This is a genomic window from Streptomyces sp. NPDC057253 (genome assembly GCF_042669125.1).
GTDB lineage: Bacteria > Actinomycetota > Actinomycetes > Streptomycetales > Streptomycetaceae > Streptomyces.
On the sequence record NZ_JBHUXV010000141.1, the window covers coordinates 1 to 21,541 of the forward strand.

The window sequence follows — 21,541 nt, forward strand, 5'->3', positions numbered from 1 at the left end:
CCCGGCGAGGGGGGCCACCGCCTTCTGCCGTTCACGGTGTCACTGGGCTCCGGAGGTCTCCGGGAGCCGCGCTCCCGCCTTCTTCAGCGGGATCTCCTTGCCGTCCGAGCCCACGACCTTGCGGTCGCCGAGCGGCTCGTCCAGTGTCACGGTCTTCTGGATCTCCTTGGCGATCATGATGCAGATCTTGTCCGGCCACGGAGTGAAGGTCACCGTGGCCTTCACCGCGCCGGCGCTCTCGCTCGCCGTCGCCGCGTAGTCCCCGCACACCCCGCCGGTGAAGCTCACGGTCAGCTGGTCGCCCTCGGCCGTGTAGCCGTCGATCTTGACGTCCCGCGTCTTCGGCGCGGAGGTCGGTTCGCCGGAGGGGGCCGTGGGGGCGGGCGTCGCGGTGGCCGGTGCGGCGATGTACTTCGGGTCGACTGCCGGATACGTCACCGTGAAGGCGTCCTTCGCACCCGCCTGCCGCACCTCGAACAGCCAGGACGGCACCAGCGCCTGCCGACCGCCCACGAAGTGCGAGGCCAGCCCGAACACCGCCTTGTCGACGGTGAGCGTGTCGCCCGCGGGGCTCGCCGTCGACTGCCCGCAGGGCGCCTCGAAGCGGTCCTTCAGCGGTACGGGACTGGCGCAGCCGCCGATGCCCATGCGGTGGTCGGTCGCCGGCGCCTTGTTCAGCAGGCCGAGCGTCTTCTCGGCGCTCAGCACGGGATACGTGTCGCTCTTCACCGGCGCCTTCAGTTGGCCGGCGCCGCTGACCACCTCGCCCTGCGCGTTCACGGTGACGCCGGTGGCCCAGCCGTAGGTGGGCAGTCCGCCCACGACCGGATCGGCGTTCACCACCCGCTGGGCGCCGATGACCTGGCTCGTGTCGAGCTTCGCGCCGCCCTGACCGACCGCCTTCAGCACCGGTGCGGCGGCCTTCTCCGCGGCGGCCGCGCTCACCGGCTCGTCGGTGTCGGTGCCGGGCTGTGCCCCGCACACGGTTTCGCTGGAGCAGTTGTCGATGACCTGGTAGCGCTGGAAGTTCCACGCCCCCGGCGCCTGCCGGTTCACCTGGAGACCCGTCCCCGAACCGTCCTCGGCCCCGACCCGCCAGACCTGCCCCTGCACCACCGGCTTCCCGCTCACCCCGAGCGCCTCGGCGAGCCGCACCACGTCGTCCTCGCCGACCTGCCCCTGCACCCGGTACACCGGCGCGGACTCAGGTCCCTCGGGAAGGCTCCCGGTCACGCGATAGGTCGCACCGTACGGATTCGGCTCACCCGGCGCGATCCCGTGCCCCGCCCCGTCGCCCCCGCCGTAACCGTCGAGCGCGAGCGGCGGCGGCGTATCGTCCCCGGCGGCCCCGGAGGCCGCACCCCCACCGGCCCCACCGGAGGTACTGGCGGCGAGGTAGGCCCCACCCCCACCGACCAACAGCACGGCAGCGGCTACGGCAGCGATGGCGACGGGGGAGCGGCGGCGTCCCGACCGGGCGGCACCGGTCTCCTCGTGGCGGGGAATCTCGGAGTCGGGGGAGGGGGCCGATCCGGCGTCGAGGTCAGCGGGCTTGTCACCGGGGCCGGCGGGCTCGTCAGAGGTGGTGGGCCCGGCATCGAGGCTCGTGGGCTCATCCGTGGTGGCGGCCCCAGGGCCAGTGAGCTTGCCGAGGTCGGTGCGGGCGGGACCCGGAGCCGGGCCGTCGGCAGGCGCATCGCCGACCGGGGACTCGTCCGTGTCACCGTCGGAGACCTCCTCGGGCCGCTCCGCAGGAGCGCCCCCCGCGTCGCCCGTCTTCTCGTCGACCGGACCCGCGGACCCGCGCTCCTCCTCGGCGCCCTTCGTCCCGTCGGTGCCCCGGGCCTCCGCAGCGCTCCCGTCACCGCCGCCGGAGGTCTCGCCGTTGTCGGGTCGCTCGGTGTTCACCGCATCGCTCCTTCTGCTGCGCAACTGTCCCTCGACCCTGACCCGGCCCTGTCAAAAAGGTCGGCAAAGGGGTCGTATCCCGCATCCCCTTTCCGGGGGACGGCGATGGGACGCAGCGGGGGAGCGCGCGGTTCCCTCGAACGCGCCGACGCACGCGCTGTGCGTCGGACCGTGACTCAGTCGCCGTACTCCGACACTCAGTCGCCGTACTCCGACATCGCCTCCAGCAGCCGGGCGGACCCCTCGGGAACCGTCACCCCGTGGATGAGCGAGGGAGAAACCGGTACGGAGACGATCCGGTCCGGAACCGCCCAGTGCGGAGCCATCCGGGCGCAGTCGCCCAGCAGCGAGGCAAGGGAGACCTCCAGGTCGGCCGGGACGGGGGCGTACAGCTCAAGGTTCGTCATGACGGAACCGTAAGCACCCCGGAGCCTGTGAAGAAAGATCTACTATCGGGTAGTTTCACCTGCTTCACCGCGCCGCCCGTCACCTCGCAGTACTCCATACGGACCGGATAGCGTTAACCGTCAACACACCCTTCCTCTGGAGAGCCTCGCCGTGCGTATCGCAGTCACCGGCTCCATCGCCACCGACCACCTCATGACCTTCCCCGGCCGCTTCGCCGACCAGTTCGTCGCGGACCAGCTGCACACGGTCTCGCTCTCCTTCCTGGTCGACAACCTCGACGTCCGCCGGGGCGGCGTCGGCGCGAACATCGCCTTCGGCATGGGACAGCTCGGCACCAAGCCGATCCTCGTCGGCGCCGCGGGCTTCGACTTCGACGAGTACCGCGCCTGGCTCGACCGGCACGGCGTCGACACCGCGTCCGTCCGGATCTCCGAGACGCTGCACACGGCCCGCTTCGTGTGCACCACCGACGCCGACCACAACCAGATCGGCTCCTTCTACACGGGCGCGATGAGCGAGGCCCGCCAGATCGAGCTCAAGACCGTCGCCGACCGCGTGGACGGCCTCGACCTGGTCCTCATCGGCGCCGACGACCCCGAGGCGATGCTCCGCCACACCGAGGAGTGCCGGTCCCGCGGCATCCCCTTCGCCGCGGACTTCTCCCAGCAGATCGCCCGCATGAACGGCGACGAGATCCGCATCCTGCTCGACGGCGCCACGTACCTCTTCTCCAACGAGTACGAGAAGGGGCTCATCGAGTCCAAGACGGGCTGGTCCGACGCGGAGATCCTGACGAAGGTGGGCCACCGGGTCACCACGCTCGGCTCGCAGGGGGTGAAGGTCGAGAAGGCCGGCGAGGAGCCGATCCTCGTCGGCTGCGCGGAGGAGGAGCGCAAGGCGGACCCCACGGGCGTCGGCGACGCCTTCCGCGCGGGCTTCCTGTCCGGCCTGTCCTGGGGCGTCTCGCTGGAGCGCGCGGCCCAGGTCGGCTGCATGCTGGCGACCCTCGTCATCGAGACGGTGGGCACGCAGGAGTACCGGCTGCGGCGGGGCCACTTCATGGAGCGGTTCACCAAGGCGTACGGCGACGAGGCGGCGGAAGAGGTCCGGGGGCACCTGGGCTGAGTGCGTCGGCTTGCGGGCGCGTGGGGGCTGGTCGCGCCCCGCGGCGGAGCCGCTGATCGACACAGCCCCGCGCCCCTGACGGCATCACCTGATCCGGCGGATCACATATGCCGTTCCCTTTTCCGCCGGTTCCTCGCCCACGTACTCCTGTTCCCGCATCTCGCACCACGCCGGGATGTCCAGGCGGGCCGCCTCGTCGTCCGAGAGGACCCGGACGGTCCCGCCCACCGGCACGTCCCCGATCACCTTCGCCAGTTCGATGACCGGGATCGGGCACCGCTTCCCGAGGGCGTCCACGACCAGCTCGTCCTCCCGCACCACGACCGCCGGGGCAGCCACCGGGGCAGGGGCGCCGAGCTTCTCCCGGACCCGCGCCACCGCGCCCGGCAGCACCTCCAGGAACCGGTCGACCTCCTCGGAGACCGCCCCGAACGGCAACGACACCCGCACATTCCCCTCACTCAGCACCCCCATCGCCTTCAGCACATGGCTGGGCGTGAGCGTGCTGCTGGTGCAGGACGATCCGGACGAGACGGAGAAACCCTCCCGGTCCAGCTCGTGCAGCAATGTCTCCCCGTCGACATAGAGACAGGAGAAGGTGACGATCCCGGGCAGCCGCCGCTCCGGATCCCCGACCACCTCCACATCGGCGACCAGCTGAGGCACCCGCGCCCGGATCCGCGCCGTCAGCTCCCGCAGCCGTACCGCCTCTTGCGCCGCCTCGGCCCGCACCGCCCGCAGCGAGGCCGCCGCCGCGACGATCGCCGGCAGGTTCTCGAACCCGGGCACCCGCCCCGACTCCCGCTCGTCGGCGGGCCCTTGCGGCGAGAACCGGACCCCTTTGCGCACGGCGAGCAGACCGACCCCGGACGGCCCGCCCCACTTGTGCGCACTGCCCGTCAGCACCGACCAGGGCCCCTCGACCGGCCCCCACCCCAGCGACTGCGCCGCGTCCACCAGCAACGGCACCCCGGCCTCCCGGCACACCCCGGCCACCTCGCCCACCGGCTGCACGGTCCCCACCTCGTGATTGGCCGACTGAAGACACGCCAGGGCGGTATCGGGCCGAAGCGCATCGACGTACGCCTGCGGACTGACGGCCCCCGTCCGCCCCACCGGAACCTCGGTCACGTCAAACAGCTCAGCCGAATGGAGCACGGAGGAATGTTCGACAGCAGACACGATCAGGTGGCGTCCCACCCGCCGACGACCCGCGACTGCCCCAGCGATGCCGAGGTGAACGGCCTGAGTTCCGGAAGAGGTGAAGCTCAGCTCGTCGGGCCGGCACCCCACCCCCTCAGCGGCCGCCTCCCGAGCAGCATCCAACAACATCCGAGCCCGCCGCCCTTCTCGGTACAACCGAGAGGGATCAGCCCACCCTTCATCCAGAGAGGCCAACAGCGCCTGACGGGCAACAGGGTGAAGGGGCGCACTGGAAGCAGCGTCGAAATATGACACCGGGCAACGCTAACCCGCCCAGGGGCGCGGGGAACTGCGCGATCAGCCACAAACCACCCGCAGCCGCCAATCCAGCGAACCCACCGAGTGACTAGGCACCCCTCCCGCTGAACCCCCGGAGGGCGTCGGCTAGGGTTTGGTCCGCATAAACATCCAAACCCCTGCCCGACGCAGGGCGGCGACCGACCACCGAAGAAGGCAGGCCGCAGCCAATCCGCGCGGGCGAGACTCTCGGGAAGGCGCTACGTGAGTCCCAACGGCTCCGACCGCTCGCCGCGGCGCCCGATGCGGCGGAAGCTGCTGCAGGCAATGACCGCGGGCCTGGTCCTGGCGACCGCCACCGGTTGCACATACAAGGACTTCCCCCGCCTTGGTATGCCCACCCCGACCACGGAAGAGGCTCCGCGGATCCTCTCCCTCTGGCAGGGTTCCTGGGCAGCCGCGCTGGCCACCGGCGTGCTGGTGTGGGCCTTGATTCTGTGGAGCTCGATCTTCCACCGGCGCAGCCGGACCAAGGTCGAGGTTCCTCCGCAGACCCGGTACAACATGCCCATCGAGGCGCTGTACACGGTGGTTCCGCTCGTCATCGTCTCGGTCCTGTTCTACTTCACGGCCCGTGACGAGTCGAAGCTCCTCAGCCTCAAGAAGCAGCCCGACGTCACCATCAACGTCGTCGGCTACCAGTGGAGCTGGGCGTTCAACTACATCGAGCCCGTCGCGGGCTCGACGGGCGACGCGAAGACCGACAAGAACCTGGACGCGATTCCGACCCGGTTCAAGAACGACTTCCCGGCGAACGCCGGCGGTGTCTACGACTTCGGGACGCCCGCCACGCGGAACCCGCAGACCGGCAACCCCGGCCCGACTCTCTGGCTCCCCAAGGGCAAGACGGTCCGCTTCGTCCTCACCTCGCGTGACGTCATCCACTCGTTCTGGGTGGTGCCGTTCCTGATGAAGCAGGACGTCATCCCGGGCCACACCAACGCCTTCGAGGTGACCCCCAACAAGGAGGGCACCTTCCTCGGCAAGTGCGCCGAACTCTGCGGCGTCGACCACTCCCGGATGCTGTTCAACGTGAAGGTCGTCTCCCCCGAGCGCTACGAGCAGCACCTCAAGGACCTCGCGAAGAAGGGGCAGACCGGTTACGTTCCCGCGGGCATCGAGCAGACCGCCCACGAGAAGGACCGGGAGACGACGAACCTGTGAGCATCCTCAACGAACCCCAGGGTGCCGCCGAAGCAGGGTCCCACTACGCGGACGAACTGCCGGTCCGGCGCCAGAACCGCGGGAGCGTGGTCATCAAGTGGCTCACCACCACTGACCACAAGACGATCGGCACGCTGTACCTCGCCACGTCGTTCGCGTTCTTCCTGATCGGCGGCGTGATGGCGCTCTTCATGCGCGCCGAGCTGGCCCGTCCGGGCCTGCAGATCATGTCGAACGAACAGTTCAACCAGGCGTTCACGATGCACGGCACGATCATGCTGCTGATGTTCGCGACGCCGCTGTTCGCCGGCTTCACCAACTGGATCATGCCGCTGCAGATCGGCGCGCCCGACGTGGCGTTCCCGCGGCTGAACATGTTCGCCTACTGGCTCTACCTGTTCGGCTCGACGATCGCGGTCGGCGGCTTCCTCACCCCGCAGGGCGCGGCCGACTTCGGCTGGTTCGCCTACTCCCCGCTGTCGGACGTGGTCCGCAGCCCGGGCGTCGGCGCCGACCTGTGGATCATGGGTCTGGCCTTCTCCGGCTTCGGCACGATCCTCGGTGCGGTCAACTTCATCACCACGATCATCTGCATGCGCGCGCCCGGCATGACGATGTTCCGCATGCCGATCTTCACCTGGAACGTGCTGCTGACCGCGGTGCTGGTCCTGCTCGCCTTCCCGGTCCTCGCCGCCGCGCTGTTCGCGCTGGAGGCGGATCGGAAGTTCGGGGCACATGTCTTCGACGCGGCCAACGGCGGAGCGTTGCTGTGGCAACACCTCTTCTGGTTCTTCGGCCACCCAGAGGTGTACATCATCGCGCTGCCGTTCTTCGGCATCATCTCCGAGGTCATCCCGGTCTTCTCCCGCAAGCCGATGTTCGGCTACATGGGCCTGATCGGCGCGACCATCGCGATCGCGGGTCTGTCCGTGACGGTGTGGGCGCACCACATGTACGTCACCGGCGGCGTTCTGCTCCCGTTCTTCTCCTTCATGACGTTCCTCATCGCCGTACCGACCGGCGTGAAGTTCTTCAACTGGATCGGAACGATGTGGAAGGGGTCGCTGAGTTTCGAGACCCCGATGCTCTGGGCCACCGGCTTCCTGATCACCTTCACCTTCGGTGGTCTGACCGGTGTCATCCTGGCCTCGCCGCCGCTGGACTTCCACGTCTCGGACTCGTACTTCGTGGTGGCGCACTTCCACTACGTCGTGTTCGGCACCGTCGTCTTCGCGATGTTCTCCGGCTTCCACTTCTGGTGGCCGAAGTTCACCGGCAAGATGCTCGACGAGCGCCTCGGCAAGATCACCTTCTGGACGCTGTTCATCGGCTTCCACGGCACCTTCCTGGTCCAGCACTGGCTGGGCGCCGAGGGCATGCCGCGTCGGTACGCCGACTACCTGGCGGCCGACGGCTTCACCGCCCTGAACACGATCTCGACGATCAGCTCGTTCGTGCTCGGCCTGTCGATCCTGCCGTTCCTCTACAACGTGTGGAAGACGGCCAAGTACGGCAAGCCGGTCGGCGTCGACGACCCGTGGGGCTACGGCCGCTCCCTGGAGTGGGCGACCTCCTGCCCGCCGCCGCGCCACAACTTCCTCACCCTGCCGCGGATCCGCAGCGAATCCCCGGCGTTCGACCTGCACCACCCGGAGATCGCCGCTCTCGACCAGCTCGAGAACGCCGGCCACGGTGAGAAGGCTCTCTCGGGCGGCAAGGAGGCCGGCAAGTGAAGATCCAGGGACGGATGTTCATCTGGCTGAGCGTCTTCATCCTCGTCATGGCGATCGTCTATGGCGTGTGGTCGAAGGAGCCGGCCGGTACCACCGCGCTCTTCCTGGCCTTCGGCCTGTCCGTCATGATCGGCTTCTACCTCGGCTTCACGGCCAGGCGGGTGGACGCCGGCGCGCAGGACAACAAGGAGGCCGACGTCGCGGACGACGCCGGCGAGGTCGGGTTCTTCAGCCCGCACAGCTGGCAGCCGCTCGCCCTCGGCTTCGGCGGCGCCCTCGCCTTCCTGTCGGTCGCGATCGGCTGGTGGCTGCTGTACTTCTCGGTGCCGGTGATCCTGGTCGGCCTGTACGGCTGGGTCTTCGAGTACTACCGCGGTGAGAACCGCACCCAGTAGCACGAGCGGAGCTCAACAGGAGCCCGGACACTCCGTCAGGAGCGTCCGGGCTCCTGCGTTTGCCGCAAGAGTGATCACTCGTACGAGTCACCCGGCGTGCCGCAGTTGACTTCGCTTCCTAGCGTGAAGTCATGAACCACACTCCGCGCACCCGCACCGTCCTGAGCTGCACGATGCTGGTGGTCGCCTTCGGCATAAGCACCTCGGCCTGCGGGTCCGACGGGAACCCGCTGGCTGCCACGCCGTACGACGCGGCGGACCAGATCGCCTTCAACGCGCCCACCAGCGACGGCAAGAAGGCCGATCCGGACAAGCCCCTGGAGGTCACCGCCGACGACGACGGCCGTATCACCGACGTCACCGCCACGGACGCCACAGGCCGCTTCGTGGCGGGCGAACTCTCCGCCGACGGCTCCCGCTGGCACAGCACCTCCGCACTGGCCGCCAACGCCCACTACACGGTCCGGGTGAGCACCGAGGACGACGACGGGGCGCCGGGCCGCAAGGTCCTCTCCTTCGACACCAGCAAGCCGCTGGGCAAGAAGCGCCTGAACGTCACCTTCGGTCCCAAGTCGGGCACCTACGGTGTCGGCCAGCCCGTCACTGCCAAGCTGGACAAGCCCGTCAAGGACAAGGCGCAGCGGGCGGTCGTCGAGCGGGCCCTCAGGGTCGACGCCACGCCCGCCGTGCAGGGCGCCTGGTACTGGGTGGACGACAAGGAGCTCCACTACCGGCCCAGGGAGTACTGGCCCGCCCACGCCACCGTCCAGGTCCGCAGCGAGCTGGAGGGCGTCAAGGTCGGCGACCGGCTCTGGGGCGGCAAGACCAAGCCCGTCAGGCTGACCATCGGCGACCGCATCATCGCCGTGACGGACGCCTCCTCGCACGCGATGACCGTCTACAAGAACGACCAGGTCATCAAGGAACTCCCGGTCACCACCGGCAAGCCCGGCTTCGACACCCGCAACGGCGTCAAGGTCGTACTGGGCAAGGAGTACTTCGTACGTATGCGCGGCACCAGCATCGGCATCGCCGAGGGTTCCTCGGAGTCGTACGACCTGCCGGTCTACTACGCGACCCGCGTCACCTGGAGCGGCGAGTACGTGCACGCCGCCCCCTGGTCGGTCGGCTCACAGGGCTACGCCAACGTCAGCCACGGCTGCACCGGCATGAGCACCGCGAACGCCGAGTGGTTCTTCGAGACGGTCCACGAGGGCGACGTGGTCAAGGTCGTCAACTCCGACGGCAAGACCATGGAGTCCTTCGGCAACGGCTTCGGCGACTGGAACCTGGACTGGCAGAAGTGGCGCCAGGGCAGCGCGCTGGTGGCAGCACTCCCGGACGCCCCGAGCGCAGACCAGACGGCACGGCTGCGACCGACGTCAGTGTGACCCACCCAGGGGCGCGGGGAACTGCGCGACCAGCCACAACGGACCCGCAGCCGCCCGCGAACCGCAGAACCGTGCTCCTAGGCGCTCAGGGCCTTCCGAGACCGCAGCAAAGAAGCCAGCGCCGACGCGAACTCCACCGGATCCACCGGATGAGCCACCGCACCCTCGGCCCGGCTCCACGTGGCCAGCCACGCATCCTGCGGCCGCCCGATCAGCAACAGCACCGGCGGACAGTCGAACACCTCGTCCTTGATCTGCCGGCACAGCCCCATCCCGCCCATGGGCACGGCCTCGCCGTCGAGGACGCAGACGTCGATCCCGCCCTTGTCCAGCTCCTTCAGCACCGCCGCAGGGGTCGCGCACTCCACGAACTCCACCACCGGAACATCGGGAGCGGGACGCCGCCCCGTCGCCAGCCGAACTTGCTCGCGGGTGTTGGAATCGTCGCTGTAGACCAGCACCGTGGCGGTCGGCTGCATTGTTCCTCCGTGACGTCAGCGTCGTAAGGACAGGCCCGTTGGCCCGGATGCTACTCCCTTGAACACCACGTCAACACCGGTACGGACCAGCAAGACACTCCGAACGGCACCCCCCGGAGTGAGGGCGGGATAAGCGACCGACATAATGTCGGTCGTGGCGACAGCAACGACAGTAGACACCGGGCACGCGCACCCGTCGGTCAACCGACCGAACCTCACCAGCGTCGGAACCATCATCTGGCTGAGTTCCGAGCTGATGTTCTTCGCGGCCCTCTTCGCGATGTACTTCACCCTGCGATCGGTGACGGGACCCGATCACTGGAAGGAAATGGCGCACAGCCTGAACTTCCCGTTCTCGGCGACGAACACCACGATCCTGGTGCTCTCCTCGCTCACCTGCCAGCTCGGCGTCTTCGCCGCCGAGCGCGGTGACGTGAAGAAGCTCCGGGGCTGGTTCATCGTCACGTTCATCATGGGCGCGATCTTCATCGGCGGTCAGATCTACGAGTACACGGAGCTGGTGAAGAAGGACGGGCTGTCCCTGTCCTCCGACCCGTACGGCTCGGTGTTCTACCTGACCACCGGCTTCCACGGTATGCACGTGACGGGCGGCCTGATCGCGTTCCTGTTCGTTCTCGGGCGTACCTACGCGGCCAAGAGGTTCACCCACGAGCAGGCGACCGCCGCGATCGTCGTGTCCTACTACTGGCACTTCGTCGACGTCGTCTGGATCGGCCTCTTCGCCACGATCTACATGATCAAGTAGCCGGGCCCGCTCCCGACATCGCAAGCATCGACGCAGAAGATCCTGACACCGGGGTAATCCGTGAAAAAGCTCTCCGCACGACGACGCCACCCGCTGGCGGCGCTCGTCGTCCTACTCCTCGCGCTGGCATGCACCGGGGGGCTGTACGCCGTGTTCGCGCCCGCGAGCAAGGCGCAGGCAGATGAAACCGCCCAGTCCCTGGCCATCGACGAGGGCAAGAAGCTCTTCGCCGTAGGCTGCGCCAGCTGCCACGGCACCGGCGGTCAGGGATCCTCCGACGGACCGAGCCTGGTGGGCGTGGGCGCCGCGGCCGTCGACTTCCAGGTCGGCACCGGCCGTATGCCGGCCCAGCAGCCGGGCGCGCAGGTTCCGCGCAAGAAGGTCATCTACACGCAGGCCGAGATCGACCAGCTGGCCGCGTACATCTCCTCGCTGGGCGCGGGTCCGACCATCCCGACCGAGGCGCAGTACGGCCCCGACGGTGCCGACATCGCCAAGGGCGGTGAGCTGTTCCGCGACAACTGCACGCAGTGCCACAACTTCACCGGCAAGGGTGGCGCGCTGACGCACGGCAAGTTCGCGCCCAGCCTCGAGGGTGTCGACCCGAAGCACATCTACGAGGCCATGCAGACCGGCCCGCAGAACATGCCGTCGTTCCCCGACACCACGCTGTCGGAGCAGAACAAGAAGGACATCATCGCGTACCTGAACGCGGTCAACGGCGACGACACCGTGAGCCCCGGCGGCCTTGAGCTGGGCGGTCTCGGCCCGGTCTCCGAGGGCCTGTTCGCCTGGATCTTCGGCCTCGGCGCGCTGATCGCGGTCGCCGTCTGGGTCGCCGCTCGGACCGCAAAGGCCAAGAAGTCATGAGTAGCCAAGACATTCCAGAAGAGAACCTGCCCGCAGAGCAGGACGCGCACGGCGCGGTAGGCGTCGCGGACGAGCAGAACCCGTTCGCCGACCCCGGTCTGCCGCCCCACGAGCACCGGGTGCAGGACATCGACGAGCGGGCCGCCAAGCGGTCCGAGCGCACGGTGGCCATGCTGTTCACGGTCTCGATGCTGTCGACGATCGGGTTCATCGCCTCGTACGTGGGCATCCCCCACGACAAGTCGATCTTCGTCTTCCCGATCGGGCACATCAACGCGCTGAACTTCGCGCTGGGCCTGACCCTCGGTCTCGCCCTCTTCGCGATCGGCGCGGGTGCGGTCCACTGGGCCCGCACCCTGATGTCCGACGAGGAGATCGCCGACGAGCGTCACCCGATCGAGGCGCCCCCCGAGGTCAAGGCCAAGGTCATGGCCGACTTCAAGCAGGGCGCCAAGGAGTCGGCGCTCGGCCGCCGCAAGCTGATCCGCAACACGATGTTCGGCGCGCTGGCCCTGTTCCCGCTCTCCGGTGTCATGCTGCTGCGCGACCTCGGTCCGCTGCCCGGCACCAAGCTCCGCCACACCATGTGGTCCAAGGGCAAGCTGCTGGTCAACATGAACACCGACCAGCCGCTGCGTCCCTCGGACGTCGCGGTCGGCTCCCTCACCTTCGCCAAGCCCGAGGGCTTGGAGGAGCACTCCGAGGAGTTCCAGACCGAGATCGCCAAGGCCGCCCTGATGATCGTCCGGCTCCAGCCCGACAACATCAAGGACAAGCGCGAGCTCGAGTGGTCGCACGAGGGAATCGTCGCGTACTCGAAGATCTGCACCCACGTCGGTTGCCCGATCTCCCTGTACGAGCAGCAGACGCACCACGTGCTCTGCCCCTGCCACCAGTCCACCTTCGACCTCTCCGACGGTGCCCGGGTGATCTTCGGCCCCGCCGGTCACGCCCTGCCGCAGCTGCGCATCGGCGTGAACGACGAGGGCTACCTTGAAGCGCTCGGCGACTTCGAGGAGCCCGTCGGTCCTGCATTCTGGGAGCGCGGATGAGCACTACAGAGTCCACCGAAGCCCGCTCTCGCGGGAAGGCACCGGCCGGCGAGCGTGTCGCCGACTGGGCCGACGGCCGGCTGGGGATCTACTCCCTGGCCAAGGCCAACATGCGCAAGATCTTCCCCGACCACTGGTCGTTCATGTTGGGTGAGGTCTGCCTCTACAGCTTCATCATCATCATCCTCACGGGTGTGTACCTGACGCTGTTCTTCCACCCGTCGATGAACGAGGTGGAGTACCACGGCAGCTACGTCCCGCTGCAGGGACAGCTGATGTCCGAGGCGTTCAACTCGACCATGCACATCTCCTTCGATGTGCGCGGTGGTCTGCTGATCCGGCAGATCCACCACTGGGCGGCGCTGATCTTCCTCGCCGGCATGTTCGTGCACATGATGCGGGTGTTCTTCACGGGCGCGTTCCGCAAGCCGCGTGAGGTCAACTGGCTGTTCGGCTTCCTGCTGTTCGTCCTCGGCATGTTCACCGGCTTCACCGGTTACTCGCTCCCGGACGACCTGCTCTCCGGCACCGGTGTCCGCTTCATGGAGGGCGCGGTCCTGTCCGTGCCGATCGTCGGCACGTACCTGTCGTTCTTCCTGTTCGGCGGGGAGTTCCCGGGCGGCGACTTCGTGGCCCGCTTCTACTCGATCCACGTCCTGCTGCTGCCGGGCATCATGCTCGGTCTGGTCGTCGGCCACCTGATCCTGGTCTTCTACCACAAGCACACGCAGTTCGCGGGCCCCGGCAAGACGAACAACAACGTGGTCGGCATGCCGCTGCTGCCGGTCTACATGGCCAAGGCCGGAGGCTTCTTCTTCCTGGTCTTCGGTGTCATCGCGGCCATCGCGGCGATCGCCTCGATCAACCCGATCTGGTCGATGGGCCCCTACCGTCCGGACCAGGTGTCCACGGGCGCCCAGCCGGACTGGTACATGGGCTTCTCCGAGGGCCTGATCCGTGTCATGCCGGGCTGGGAGATCAACTTCTGGGGTCACACGCTCGTCCTGGGTGTGTTCATCCCGCTGATGATCTTCCCGCTGGTCCTGGTCGCGATCGCGGTCTACCCGTTCATCGAGTCCTGGGTCACCGGCGACAAGCGCGAGCACCACATCCTGGACCGCCCGCGCAACGCCCCGACGCGTACGGCCTTCGGTGTCGCCTGGATCACCTGGTACTTCGTGCTGCTGGTCGGTGGTGGAAACGACCTCTGGGCCACCCACTTCCACCTGTCGATCAACGCCATCACCTGGTTCGTGCGGGTCGCGTTCTTCGTCGCCCCGGTCCTCGCGTTCATCGTCACCAAGCGGATCTGCCTCGGCCTCCAGCGCCGTGACAAGGACAAGGTGCTGCACGGGCGCGAGTCCGGCATCATCAAGCGCCTGCCGCACGGTGAGTTCATCGAGGTGCACGAGCCGCTCAGCCAGGAGCAGCTGCACACGCTCACGGCACACGAGCAGTACAAGCCGGCCGCGATCGGCGCCACGGTCGACGAGAACGGCGTCGAGCGCAAGGTCAAGGGCACCGAGAAGCTGCGCGCCAAGCTGAGCGAGGCGTACTACGGCGAGGAGTCCCAGATCGCCAAGCCGACCGTCGAGGAGTACAAGGAGATCACCAGCGGCCACGGCCACCACTGATCCCTGCTTGTCGCTGCGCTCGCCACAGCGCGGTTGAAAGGACCCCGTCCGAATCCCGGACGGGGTCCTTTGCCGTGCGGGTGCGGCTTCGGTGGGGGCGGGCGCTTTTTGCGCAGTTCCCCGCGCCCCTGAGATGGCCCGTCCGAACACCGGACGGGGGCCTGCGACGTGCTGTGGGCTGGATAGGGTGGCAGCAGACTTCTCTACGACATCTGGAGCGGCCCCATGAGCGCTGTGACCCCCGCTGGAGGCGACATCGCGGCGGGCCGTTCCTGGCCCGAGGTGTTGAACGCCCTGCTGTACGGGCGGGACCAGAGCGCCGACGCCACGGCGTGGGCGATGGACCGGATCATGCAGGGCGAGGCGACCGACGCGCAGATCGCCGGGTTCGTGGTCGCGCTCCGGGCCAAGGGCGAGACGGTCGAGGAGATCAACGGGCTGGTGCGGACGATGTACGCGCACGCCAATGTGATCGAGGTCCCCGGGCGGACGGTCGACATCGTCGGCACCGGCGGCGACGGCGCCAAGACCGTCAACATCTCCACCATGTCGGCGATCGTCGTGGCCGGAGCCGGCGCCACGGTCGTCAAGCACGGCAACCGGGCCGCCTCCTCCGCGTCCGGCGCCTCGGATGTCCTGGAGAAGCTCGGCGTCAATCTGGAGCTGACGCCGAAGCGGGTGGCCGAGGTCGCCGAGGAGGCCGGGATCACCTTCTGCTTCGCGATCAAGTTCCATCCCGCGCTGCGTCACGCGGGCGCCGCACGCGGCCAGTTGGGCATCCGCACGGTCTTCAACATCCTCGGCCCGCTGACCAACCCCGCCCGGGTGCGCGCCCAGGCCGTCGGGGTCGCGGACCCGCGCATGGCCCCGGTCGTCGCGGGCGTCTTCGCCGAGCGCGGCAACTCCTCGCTGGTCTTCCGCGGTGACGACGGCCTCGACGAGCTGACGACCACCTCGACCTCCCACGTCTGGGTCGTCCGGGACGGCAAGGTCACCGAGGAGAGCTTCGACCCCCGTGACGTCGGCATCGAGCTGGTCCCGGTCGAGGCCCTGCGCGGTGGTGACCCGGCGTACAACGCGGAGGTCGCCAGGAAGCTCCTGGACGGCGGGACGGGCCCGGTCCGGGACGCCGTACTCCTGAACTCGGCGGCCGCGCTGGTGGCCCTGGACCCGGGCACCGGGACGCTGGCCGAGCAGCTGCGGGCCGGGATGGACAAGGCCGCGGAGTCGATCGACTCCGGGTCGGCCAAGCGGACGCTGGAGCGCTGGGTGGCCGCGAGCAACGCGTAGCGGCCGGCGGGGTGTCGTCCCGCGATCCGGACACGGGTTGCGGGACGACGATCACATCGCGTAGGTTTTTTGACCAGGTCATGAGTGACAGTCATGAGGCCCCGGCCGACTGTCCGGCAACCCTCCGTCCGTGGCGGGGTGCCCCGGGTGAAGACCAGGCCGTAGGCAGCGAGGTCTGCGGCAAGCGCGGATCCCTCACGAACCAGGGATCCTGGTCGTTCGAGGAGTCTTCCGTGAGCAAGCGAATGCGCTAGGGCGCCGAGCCCCGCCTCCGCACACCCCTCTCACCCTTCACTTTTCACGGGAGTCCCCCATGTCTGTCTCCACCGCTGCCTCCGTCCAGTCGCTTTGTGCCCAGCTGCCCGTTCTGGGCCGGGATGTCACCGTCCCGCTCGTCACGGGTGGCGAAGTCACCTACGCGGCGCTCGACTACGCGGCCAGCGCCCCCGCCCTCCAGCGCGTCTGGGACGACGTGGCGGCCTACGCGCCCTACTACGGCAGCGTGCACCGCGGGGCCGGCTACCTCTCCCAGCTGTCGACCGACCTCTTCGAGAACGCCCGCAGGACCGTCACCGAGTTCCTCGACTGCCGTGCGGACGACCAGCTGATCTTCACCCGGTCGACCACCGACTCGCTCAACCTCCTCGCCGCCGCCCTCCCCGCCGACTGCCAGGTCTTCGTCTTCGAGACCGAGCACCACGCGAGCCTGCTGCCCTGGAAGGACGCCCGGGTCAGCTACCTCGACGCCCCGCGCACCCCGCTCCAGGCCGTCGAGACCCTGGAGAAGGCCCTCGCCGCCCGGGACCCCTACGGCCCGGCCCTGGTCTGCGTCACCGGTGCCTCCAACGTCACCGGTGAGCTGTGGCCGGTCCGCGAGCTGGCCGCCGCCGCCCACGCCCATGGCGCCCGGATCGTCCTCGACGCCGCCCAGCTCGCCCCGCACCACCCGGTGAGCGTCCGCGACCTCGACGTCGACTGGGTCGCCTTCTCCGGCCACAAGCTGTACGCCCCCTTCGGCTCCGGAGTCCTCGCCGGCCGCGCCGACTGGCTCAGGGCGGCCGACCCCTACCTCGCGGGTGGTGGCGCCAGCCGCAAGGTCACCCGGCGCGAGGACGGGGGAGTGGACGTGGAGTGGCACGACAGCGCCGCCCGCCACGAGGCCGGCTCCCCGAACGTCATCGGCGCCTACTCCATCGCGTCGGCCTGCAAGGCCCTCACCGAGGCCGGCTTCGACACCCTGGTCGCCCGTGAGCAGCACCTGATCGAGAAGGTCCGCGAGGGCCTCGCCGAGGTCCCCGAGGTCCGTGTCCTCTCCCTGTTCGGCGACGACGCCCCCCGCGTCGGCGTGATCTCCTTCGTCGTCGAGGGCTGGAACAGCTCCCACTTCGCCGCCGCCCTGTCCGCCGAGTACGGCATCGGCGTCCGCGACGGCCTCTTCTGCGCCCACCCCCTCGTCCGCACCCTCCTCGGCAGCGACCCGCAGACCCAGGGCGAGTGCGGGGCCCCCGAGGCGGCGCCCGGTGAGAAGTCGCTGAACGCGATCCGGGTGAGCTTCGGCGCGGGCACGCCGGACGAGCACGTGGAGCGGTTCGTGAAGGCCGTGAAGGAACTGGTCGCGGACGGTGCGAAGTGGTCGTACCGCACGGAGGACGGCCGCTGCGTCCCGGCCGTCTGACGTACCGGCGTCCACCCCGCGTATACGCTCGACCCCGGCAGCCGTACGGAGGCAGGGGGAGCACGGGGTGCAGGAGCTGCGCGAGACGGACCCGCGGACCATCGGGCCGTACGAGGTCCTGGGCAGACTCGGGTCCGGCGGGATGGGCGAGGTGTATCTCGCCGAGGCGCGCGGCGGGCCCCGGCTGGCCGTGAAGGTCGTCCGCGCCGAGCACGCCGAGGACCGCACCTTCCGCGCCCGTTTCCGCCACGAGGTGCGGGCCGCGCAGACCGTCGGCGGAGCCGGCACCTACACCGCGCGGGTCGTGGACGCGGACACCGGGGCCGCCCGGCCGTGGATGGCCAGCGAGTTCGTGGCGGGCCCCAACCTGCGGGACGCGGTGCTCGACCAGGGGCCGCTGGGCGCGGACGCGGTACGGCTGCTGGCGGGCGCGCTCGCCGAGGCGCTCGCCGCGATCCACGCCAAGGGCCTGGTGCACCGGGACCTCAAGCCCTCCAACATCCTGCTCGCGCCGGACGGGCCCCGGGTCATCGACTTCGGGATCGTCCGGGCGCTGGAAGGCACCGCGCTGACCCGGACCGGGGTGGTCGTCGGGTCGGTCGGCTACCTCTCGCCCGAGCAGATCCGCAACGGCGCCCAGGTGGTCCCGGCCAGCGACGTCTTCTCCCTGGGCGCGGTGCTCGCGTACGCCTCGGGCGGCAAGGAACCCTTCGGCGAGGGGCAGGACTCGGTCGTCCTGCTGCGGATCCTGACCGGGGACGTCGACCTGTCCGCCGTACCGGAGGAACAGCTGCCGCTGGTGGAGGCCTGTCTGCGGGACGATCCCGCGGCGCGGCCGACGCCCGCCGAGCTGGTCGCGGCCGTGGGGCACACCGCCGGCTCGCTGCGGGAGGGCCTGCGGGAGGGGTGGTTCTCCAGGGGGACGCCGACCGTGGCCCTCGGCGGTGGCGAGCGCTGGGTGCCGGAGGACGGGGCGCGGGAGCGGCTCAGCGGGGTGGAGTACGTGGCGCCCACGACGGTCACCGACGTGCCCGTGGCCACCTCCGCCGCCGCGCCGGAGCCCTCGCGGCGTCGGATCCTGGCGGCCTGGGCCGGTGGCGCGGGGGCGGTGGGCGCCGGGGGCCTGGGCTGGTGGCTGCTGCGGAGTGGCTCGGACTCCTCCGCCTCCTCCGCGGGCGCCGGACGGACCGTGCAGGGCGGCTCCGCCGCGGCCGAGGTGGGATGGACGTACGCCGTGCAGGGGCTCGGCGGGCGGCGCGGACCCTGTGCCGCCGTCTCGCCCGACGGCACCCGGGTGTACGTCGGCGGCGCGGACGGCTCGATGCACGCCCTGGACCTGAACGGCCGGACGGTGTGGCGGACCGCGCTGGGCGGCGAGGCCATGTCCCCGCTCGCCACCGCCGACGGCGTGTACTGCCTGCTGGAGGACGACAAGGAGGGCGCCTCCGAGCTGTGCGCGCTCGGCCCGCGCGGCAAAATCCGCTGGACGAAGGCCTTCGCCGCGAACAGCCAGTTCCCGGTGGCCTTCGGACGACTGGTCCTGGTGTCCTACGGCGACGGCTCGGAGGCGGGCGGGGTGCGCGCCTACGCCCCCGACGGCAGCGTGCGCTGGTCCACGCCGACCGGCGCGGCACCCACCAGCGAGCCCCTGGTCGCGGACGGGGTGGTCTACGTCGGCACCTTCGGGGACCAGGTGCAGGCCCTGGACGCGAAGACCGGCAGGCGGCTGTGGGCCACCAAGGCCGGCACCGACACCGGGCGGCCCGCGCTGGTCGGCGGCACCCTGATGGTCGGCTCCGGCGGCGAGCAGATGCTGCACGGCCTCAGCCGCGCGGGCAAGCTGCTGTGGAACTCCGGAAACGACAAGGTGTACGGCAGCCGCTACTTCACCTGCGTGCCCTTCGCCGGGCTCGGCGTCACCGCGTCCGACTTCGAGCTGGTCGCCCTCGACCCCGCCGACGGATCGACGGCGTGGTCCTTCCTGTTCACCGACGACGGCAGCCAGTACAGCGACCCGGTGGTCTTCGGCGACACCGTCTACGTACGCCGGGGGTCGACGCTCTACGGCCTTGACCGCAAGGGCAGACGGGTCTGGCGGAAACGGGTCCAGGGCGGTGCGTCCGTCGGCACCCAGGCACCGGTCGTCCGGGACGGCCGGGTCTACGTGGCGACCGCCGACGGCATTACGGTGCTGGCGCTCGGCTCCTAGCCGTCGGGTTCGGTCAGCTGTCCAGACCGATGGCGAACGCGGCCTCCAGGTCGTGCTGGGAGTAGGTGCGGAACGCCACGTGGGTGTCGGTCGCCTCCACGCCCGGGATCTTGCTGATGCTGCCCGGGATCACCTCCGCCAGATCCTCGTGCTGCTTGACCCGGACCATGGCGATCAGGTCGTACGTCCCCGTCACGGAGAAGACCTCGCTCACGGACTCCAGCGCGGCGATCCGCTCCGCGATCTCGGGGATCCGGTCCACGCTGGTCTTGATGAGGACGATCGCGGTGATCACGGCTGGTTCTCTCCCTCGGGGGCCGGAGCTGGGGCGGCCTTCACTCTAGTCGTAGGGCCGAAGCGCACCCAGGCGAAGACCAGGCCCAGGCCGAAGCCCACCACGTGGGCCAGATAGGCCACCCCCGGTCCGTCGCTCGCCCGGCCCGCCGCCAGCCACTGGAGGGTCGCCCAGAACGGCAGGACGACCCAGGCCGGAAAGCGCAGCGGCAGGAAGAAGAGGAACGGCAGGAGACTGGTCACCCGGGCCCCGGGGAACAGGAAGAGGAACGCTCCGAGGACCGCGGAGATCGCCCCGGACGCGCCGACCAGGGACTGCTCCGAGCCGGCGTTGGCGGCCGCGTAGCCCAGCAGGGCGAGGTAACCGCAGCCGACGTAGAAGAGGAGGAACTGCACCCGGCCCATCCGTTCCTCGGTCATCACGCCGAAGACGTAGAGGAAGAGCATGTTGCCCAGCAGGTGCACCCAGCTGCCGTGGATGAACAGCGCGGTGGCCGGGGACAGTGCGGCGCCGGCGGAGTCCTCGAAGAGCTCGGCGGGGACCACGCCCCAGCGGTGGAACCAGGCCCGCTGGGCGGCCTGGAGCGCGGCACCGTGGCCGTAGGCCGGATTGAGGCCGGACGCGGGGCCGGCCAGGAAGATCAGGAAGCACAGCGCGATCAGACCGTAGGTGACCGGTGCCGACCCCCACAGCGACCTGTTTCCTCCACCGACCGTCACCCTCCAGTTGCGGATCATGAACACAGAGCATGACGTAACGGGACGCAAGCCGACAGACCGCCTCGCCGCCGTGGACGCCCGAGCGGCGAGTACCCGCCAGGCCTTAGGGTTACGTGCCACACCCCGGGGACCCCGGTGTGTGGCGGACAATAGAAGGCCTAGAAGGAAAGAGCACAGGCACGATGACGGTTCCCCTCCCGACCGCCTCGACGCGGTGGCGCTGCACCCTCTGCGGCAATCTCACGCGCTTCGACGTGACCCGCTCGTCGAAGGTCGTCGAGTACGTCCACCTCGACCTGGCCGGAGAGCCCAAGGTCGAGGAGCGGGAGGTGGTCAGTGAGACCATCGAGTCGGTGCGGTGCCGCTGGTGCAACGCCGTGGACCAGGTGGAACTCGTGGACAGGCCGGGCGCCGACTCCTGAGCGGAGCGGCCCCGCAGGCATTGGGGTGTGACGGATGGTGGAGACCACAGGCGGGGGGCCGGGCGACGGCGCCGCCGAGGTGCTCGACCGTCCGCTGCCCGACGGTGTCCGGCGCCGGGTCGTGCACATCGTCTCGGAGGGCTTCGGCGGGCTGACCGTCGGCGAGCTGCCCGCCCAGCTGCGGCAGTACGCGCGCTTCGCGCCCAACCGGCGCGCCAAGTTCGCGGGCAACGCGATGGCGGCCGCCCTGGAGACCGATCCGCTGTTCCGCCAGCGCATCGGGGAGAAGTTCAGAGAGACCCAGCCGGAGCTGTCCGGCGCGCTGGACTCCGGTGCGCCGCCCCCGGCCGCGGATCCGCTCGACGTGGCGGCCGCGGCCTATGTTCTGCGGCCCACCGGGTGGGTCAAGCTGGTCACCGCGGCCGGCGAGGAGGCCCAGCGGGCGGACGCCGAGCGGGCCGACGACGAGGCCCGCGCCGAACTGGAGCGGTTGCGCGAGGAGCTCG

The 21,541-nt window shown here is 69.6% G+C and carries 19 protein-coding genes, 1 pseudogene and 1 riboswitch; of the genes and pseudogenes, 14 read left to right on the forward strand and 6 right to left on the reverse strand.

Annotated features, from left to right (window positions below; genetic code table 11):
• Window positions 1-39: 39 nt before the first annotated feature.
• Together ACFULQ_RS42220 and ACFULQ_RS42225 are read right to left on the reverse strand one after the other, a co-directional pair.
• Complete coding sequence (locus ACFULQ_RS42220; RefSeq protein ID WP_383555136.1) at window positions 40-1,908, reverse strand: hypothetical protein; 1,869 nt, start codon at window positions 1,906-1,908, stop codon at window positions 40-42.
• 197 nt (window positions 1,909-2,105) lie between these two features.
• The gene (locus ACFULQ_RS42225; RefSeq protein WP_383555138.1) at window positions 2,106-2,315 is read right to left on the reverse strand and encodes a hypothetical protein; all 210 of its coding nucleotides are present in this window, start codon (window positions 2,313-2,315) and stop codon (window positions 2,106-2,108) included.
• 151 nt (window positions 2,316-2,466) lie between these two features.
• On the opposite strand from ACFULQ_RS42225, the gene ACFULQ_RS42230 reads away from it, so the two are divergent.
• Entirely contained in the window at window positions 2,467-3,441 is a 975-nt protein-coding gene (locus ACFULQ_RS42230) for a carbohydrate kinase family protein (protein ID WP_383555140.1), read from the forward strand.
• Window positions 3,442-3,525: 84 nt separating this feature from the next.
• Here ACFULQ_RS42230 and ACFULQ_RS42235 read toward each other — a convergent pair whose 3' ends face one another.
• Complete coding sequence (locus tag ACFULQ_RS42235; RefSeq protein WP_383555143.1) at window positions 3,526-4,899, reverse strand: cysteine desulfurase/sulfurtransferase TusA family protein; 1,374 nt, start codon at window positions 4,897-4,899, stop codon at window positions 3,526-3,528.
• A 246-nt stretch (window positions 4,900-5,145) separates the two neighbouring features.
• Here ACFULQ_RS42235 and coxB point away from each other — a divergent pair, with 246 nt between their 5' ends.
• From coxB to ACFULQ_RS42255, 4 genes are all read left to right on the forward strand, one after another.
• The gene (gene coxB / locus ACFULQ_RS42240; RefSeq protein WP_383555146.1) at window positions 5,146-6,105 is read left to right on the forward strand and encodes a cytochrome c oxidase subunit II; all 960 of its coding nucleotides are present in this window, start codon (window positions 5,146-5,148) and stop codon (window positions 6,103-6,105) included.
• Entirely contained in the window at window positions 6,102-7,838 is a 1,737-nt protein-coding gene (gene ctaD / locus ACFULQ_RS42245) for a cytochrome c oxidase subunit I (protein ID WP_383555148.1), read from the forward strand. The genes coxB and ctaD overlap by 4 nt, the downstream gene beginning before the upstream one ends.
• Complete coding sequence (locus ACFULQ_RS42250; protein ID WP_020137386.1) at window positions 7,835-8,233, forward strand: cytochrome c oxidase subunit 4; 399 nt, start codon at window positions 7,835-7,837, stop codon at window positions 8,231-8,233. Before ctaD ends, ACFULQ_RS42250 begins: the two co-directional genes overlap by 4 nt.
• Before the next feature lie 131 nt (window positions 8,234-8,364).
• Window positions 8,365-9,624: an Ig-like domain-containing protein gene (locus ACFULQ_RS42255; RefSeq protein ID WP_383555150.1), complete on the forward strand. Its 1,260-nt coding sequence runs from the start codon at window positions 8,365-8,367 to the stop codon at window positions 9,622-9,624.
• Between the two features lie 77 nt (window positions 9,625-9,701).
• On the opposite strand, the gene ACFULQ_RS42260 is transcribed toward ACFULQ_RS42255, so the two are convergent.
• On the reverse strand, window positions 9,702-10,103 hold the full coding sequence (locus ACFULQ_RS42260; RefSeq protein WP_383555152.1) for a hypothetical protein: 402 nt from the start codon (window positions 10,101-10,103) through the stop codon (window positions 9,702-9,704).
• 145 nt (window positions 10,104-10,248) lie between these two features.
• Here ACFULQ_RS42260 and ACFULQ_RS42265 point away from each other — a divergent pair, with 145 nt between their 5' ends.
• The 7 genes from ACFULQ_RS42265 (at window position 10,249) to ACFULQ_RS42295 (ending at window position 19,599) form a co-directional block, all read left to right on the forward strand.
• Window positions 10,249-10,869, forward strand: a complete 621-nt coding sequence (locus tag ACFULQ_RS42265) for a heme-copper oxidase subunit III (protein ID WP_383555155.1) — start codon at window positions 10,249-10,251, stop codon at window positions 10,867-10,869.
• 60 nt (window positions 10,870-10,929) lie between these two features.
• Entirely contained in the window at window positions 10,930-11,739 is an 810-nt protein-coding gene (locus ACFULQ_RS42270) for a c-type cytochrome (RefSeq protein WP_383555158.1), read from the forward strand.
• On the forward strand, window positions 11,736-12,791 hold the full coding sequence (locus ACFULQ_RS42275) for a Rieske 2Fe-2S domain-containing protein (protein ID WP_383555161.1): 1,056 nt from the start codon (window positions 11,736-11,738) through the stop codon (window positions 12,789-12,791). Before ACFULQ_RS42270 ends, ACFULQ_RS42275 begins: the two co-directional genes overlap by 4 nt.
• Complete coding sequence (locus ACFULQ_RS42280) at window positions 12,788-14,425, forward strand: cytochrome bc complex cytochrome b subunit (protein WP_383555164.1); 1,638 nt, start codon at window positions 12,788-12,790, stop codon at window positions 14,423-14,425. The genes ACFULQ_RS42275 and ACFULQ_RS42280 overlap by 4 nt, the downstream gene beginning before the upstream one ends.
• Before the next feature lie 225 nt (window positions 14,426-14,650).
• On the forward strand, window positions 14,651-15,715 hold the full coding sequence (trpD, locus tag ACFULQ_RS42285) for an anthranilate phosphoribosyltransferase (protein WP_383555166.1): 1,065 nt from the start codon (window positions 14,651-14,653) through the stop codon (window positions 15,713-15,715).
• 76 nt (window positions 15,716-15,791) lie between these two features.
• Window positions 15,792-15,908, forward strand: a riboswitch (SAM riboswitch).
• Window positions 15,909-16,028: 120 nt separating this feature from the next.
• Window positions 16,029-17,390 (forward strand): aminotransferase class V-fold PLP-dependent enzyme, encoded by a 1,362-nt coding sequence (locus ACFULQ_RS42290; protein WP_383555169.1) that lies wholly within the window; start codon window positions 16,029-16,031, stop codon window positions 17,388-17,390.
• A gap of 67 nt (window positions 17,391-17,457) precedes the next feature.
• Complete coding sequence (locus ACFULQ_RS42295) at window positions 17,458-19,599, forward strand: PQQ-binding-like beta-propeller repeat protein (protein ID WP_383555171.1); 2,142 nt, start codon at window positions 17,458-17,460, stop codon at window positions 19,597-19,599.
• Window positions 19,600-19,612: 13 nt separating this feature from the next.
• Here ACFULQ_RS42295 and ACFULQ_RS42300 read toward each other — a convergent pair whose 3' ends face one another.
• Window positions 19,613-19,894, reverse strand: a complete 282-nt coding sequence (locus tag ACFULQ_RS42300; protein ID WP_020137395.1) for an Lrp/AsnC family transcriptional regulator — start codon at window positions 19,892-19,894, stop codon at window positions 19,613-19,615.
• Window positions 19,891-20,631, reverse strand: a complete 741-nt coding sequence (locus tag ACFULQ_RS42305; protein WP_383555173.1) for a rhomboid family intramembrane serine protease — start codon at window positions 20,629-20,631, stop codon at window positions 19,891-19,893. The genes ACFULQ_RS42300 and ACFULQ_RS42305 overlap by 4 nt, the downstream gene beginning before the upstream one ends.
• 164 nt (window positions 20,632-20,795) lie before the next feature.
• On the opposite strand from ACFULQ_RS42305, the gene ACFULQ_RS42310 reads away from it, so the two are divergent.
• Together ACFULQ_RS42310 and ACFULQ_RS42315 are read left to right on the forward strand one after the other, a co-directional pair.
• Window positions 20,796-21,035 carry a hypothetical protein gene (locus tag ACFULQ_RS42310; protein WP_020137397.1) on the forward strand — a complete coding sequence of 80 codons (240 nt, stop codon included), beginning with the start codon at window positions 20,796-20,798 and terminating at the stop codon, window positions 21,033-21,035.
• A gap of 34 nt (window positions 21,036-21,069) precedes the next feature.
• Window positions 21,070-21,541 (forward strand): annotated as a pseudogene (locus ACFULQ_RS42315) (RNA-binding protein); the annotation flags it as partial.

Excerpts from the sequence above, each read along its gene's own strand:
- ACFULQ_RS42305 (WP_383555173.1), bottom strand. The coding sequence starts at position 20,631 with ATGATCCGCAACTGGAGGGTGACGGTCGGTGGAGGAAACAGGTCGCTG.
- ACFULQ_RS42280 (WP_383555164.1), top strand. The coding sequence starts at position 12,788 with ATGAGCACTACAGAGTCCACCGAAGCCCGCTCTCGCGGGAAGGCACCG.
- ACFULQ_RS42290 (WP_383555169.1), top strand. The coding sequence starts at position 16,029 with ATGTCTGTCTCCACCGCTGCCTCCGTCCAGTCGCTTTGTGCCCAGCTG.
- ACFULQ_RS42265 (WP_383555155.1), top strand. The coding sequence starts at position 10,249 with ATGTCGGTCGTGGCGACAGCAACGACAGTAGACACCGGGCACGCGCAC.
- ACFULQ_RS42275 (WP_383555161.1), top strand. The coding sequence starts at position 11,736 with ATGAGTAGCCAAGACATTCCAGAAGAGAACCTGCCCGCAGAGCAGGAC.
- ACFULQ_RS42225 (WP_383555138.1), bottom strand. The coding sequence starts at position 2,315 with ATGACGAACCTTGAGCTGTACGCCCCCGTCCCGGCCGACCTGGAGGTC.
- trpD (WP_383555166.1), top strand. The coding sequence starts at position 14,651 with ATGAGCGCTGTGACCCCCGCTGGAGGCGACATCGCGGCGGGCCGTTCC.
- ACFULQ_RS42255 (WP_383555150.1), top strand. The coding sequence starts at position 8,365 with ATGAACCACACTCCGCGCACCCGCACCGTCCTGAGCTGCACGATGCTG.
- ACFULQ_RS42310 (WP_020137397.1), top strand. The coding sequence starts at position 20,796 with ATGACGGTTCCCCTCCCGACCGCCTCGACGCGGTGGCGCTGCACCCTC.
- ACFULQ_RS42260 (WP_383555152.1), bottom strand. The coding sequence starts at position 10,103 with ATGCAGCCGACCGCCACGGTGCTGGTCTACAGCGACGATTCCAACACC.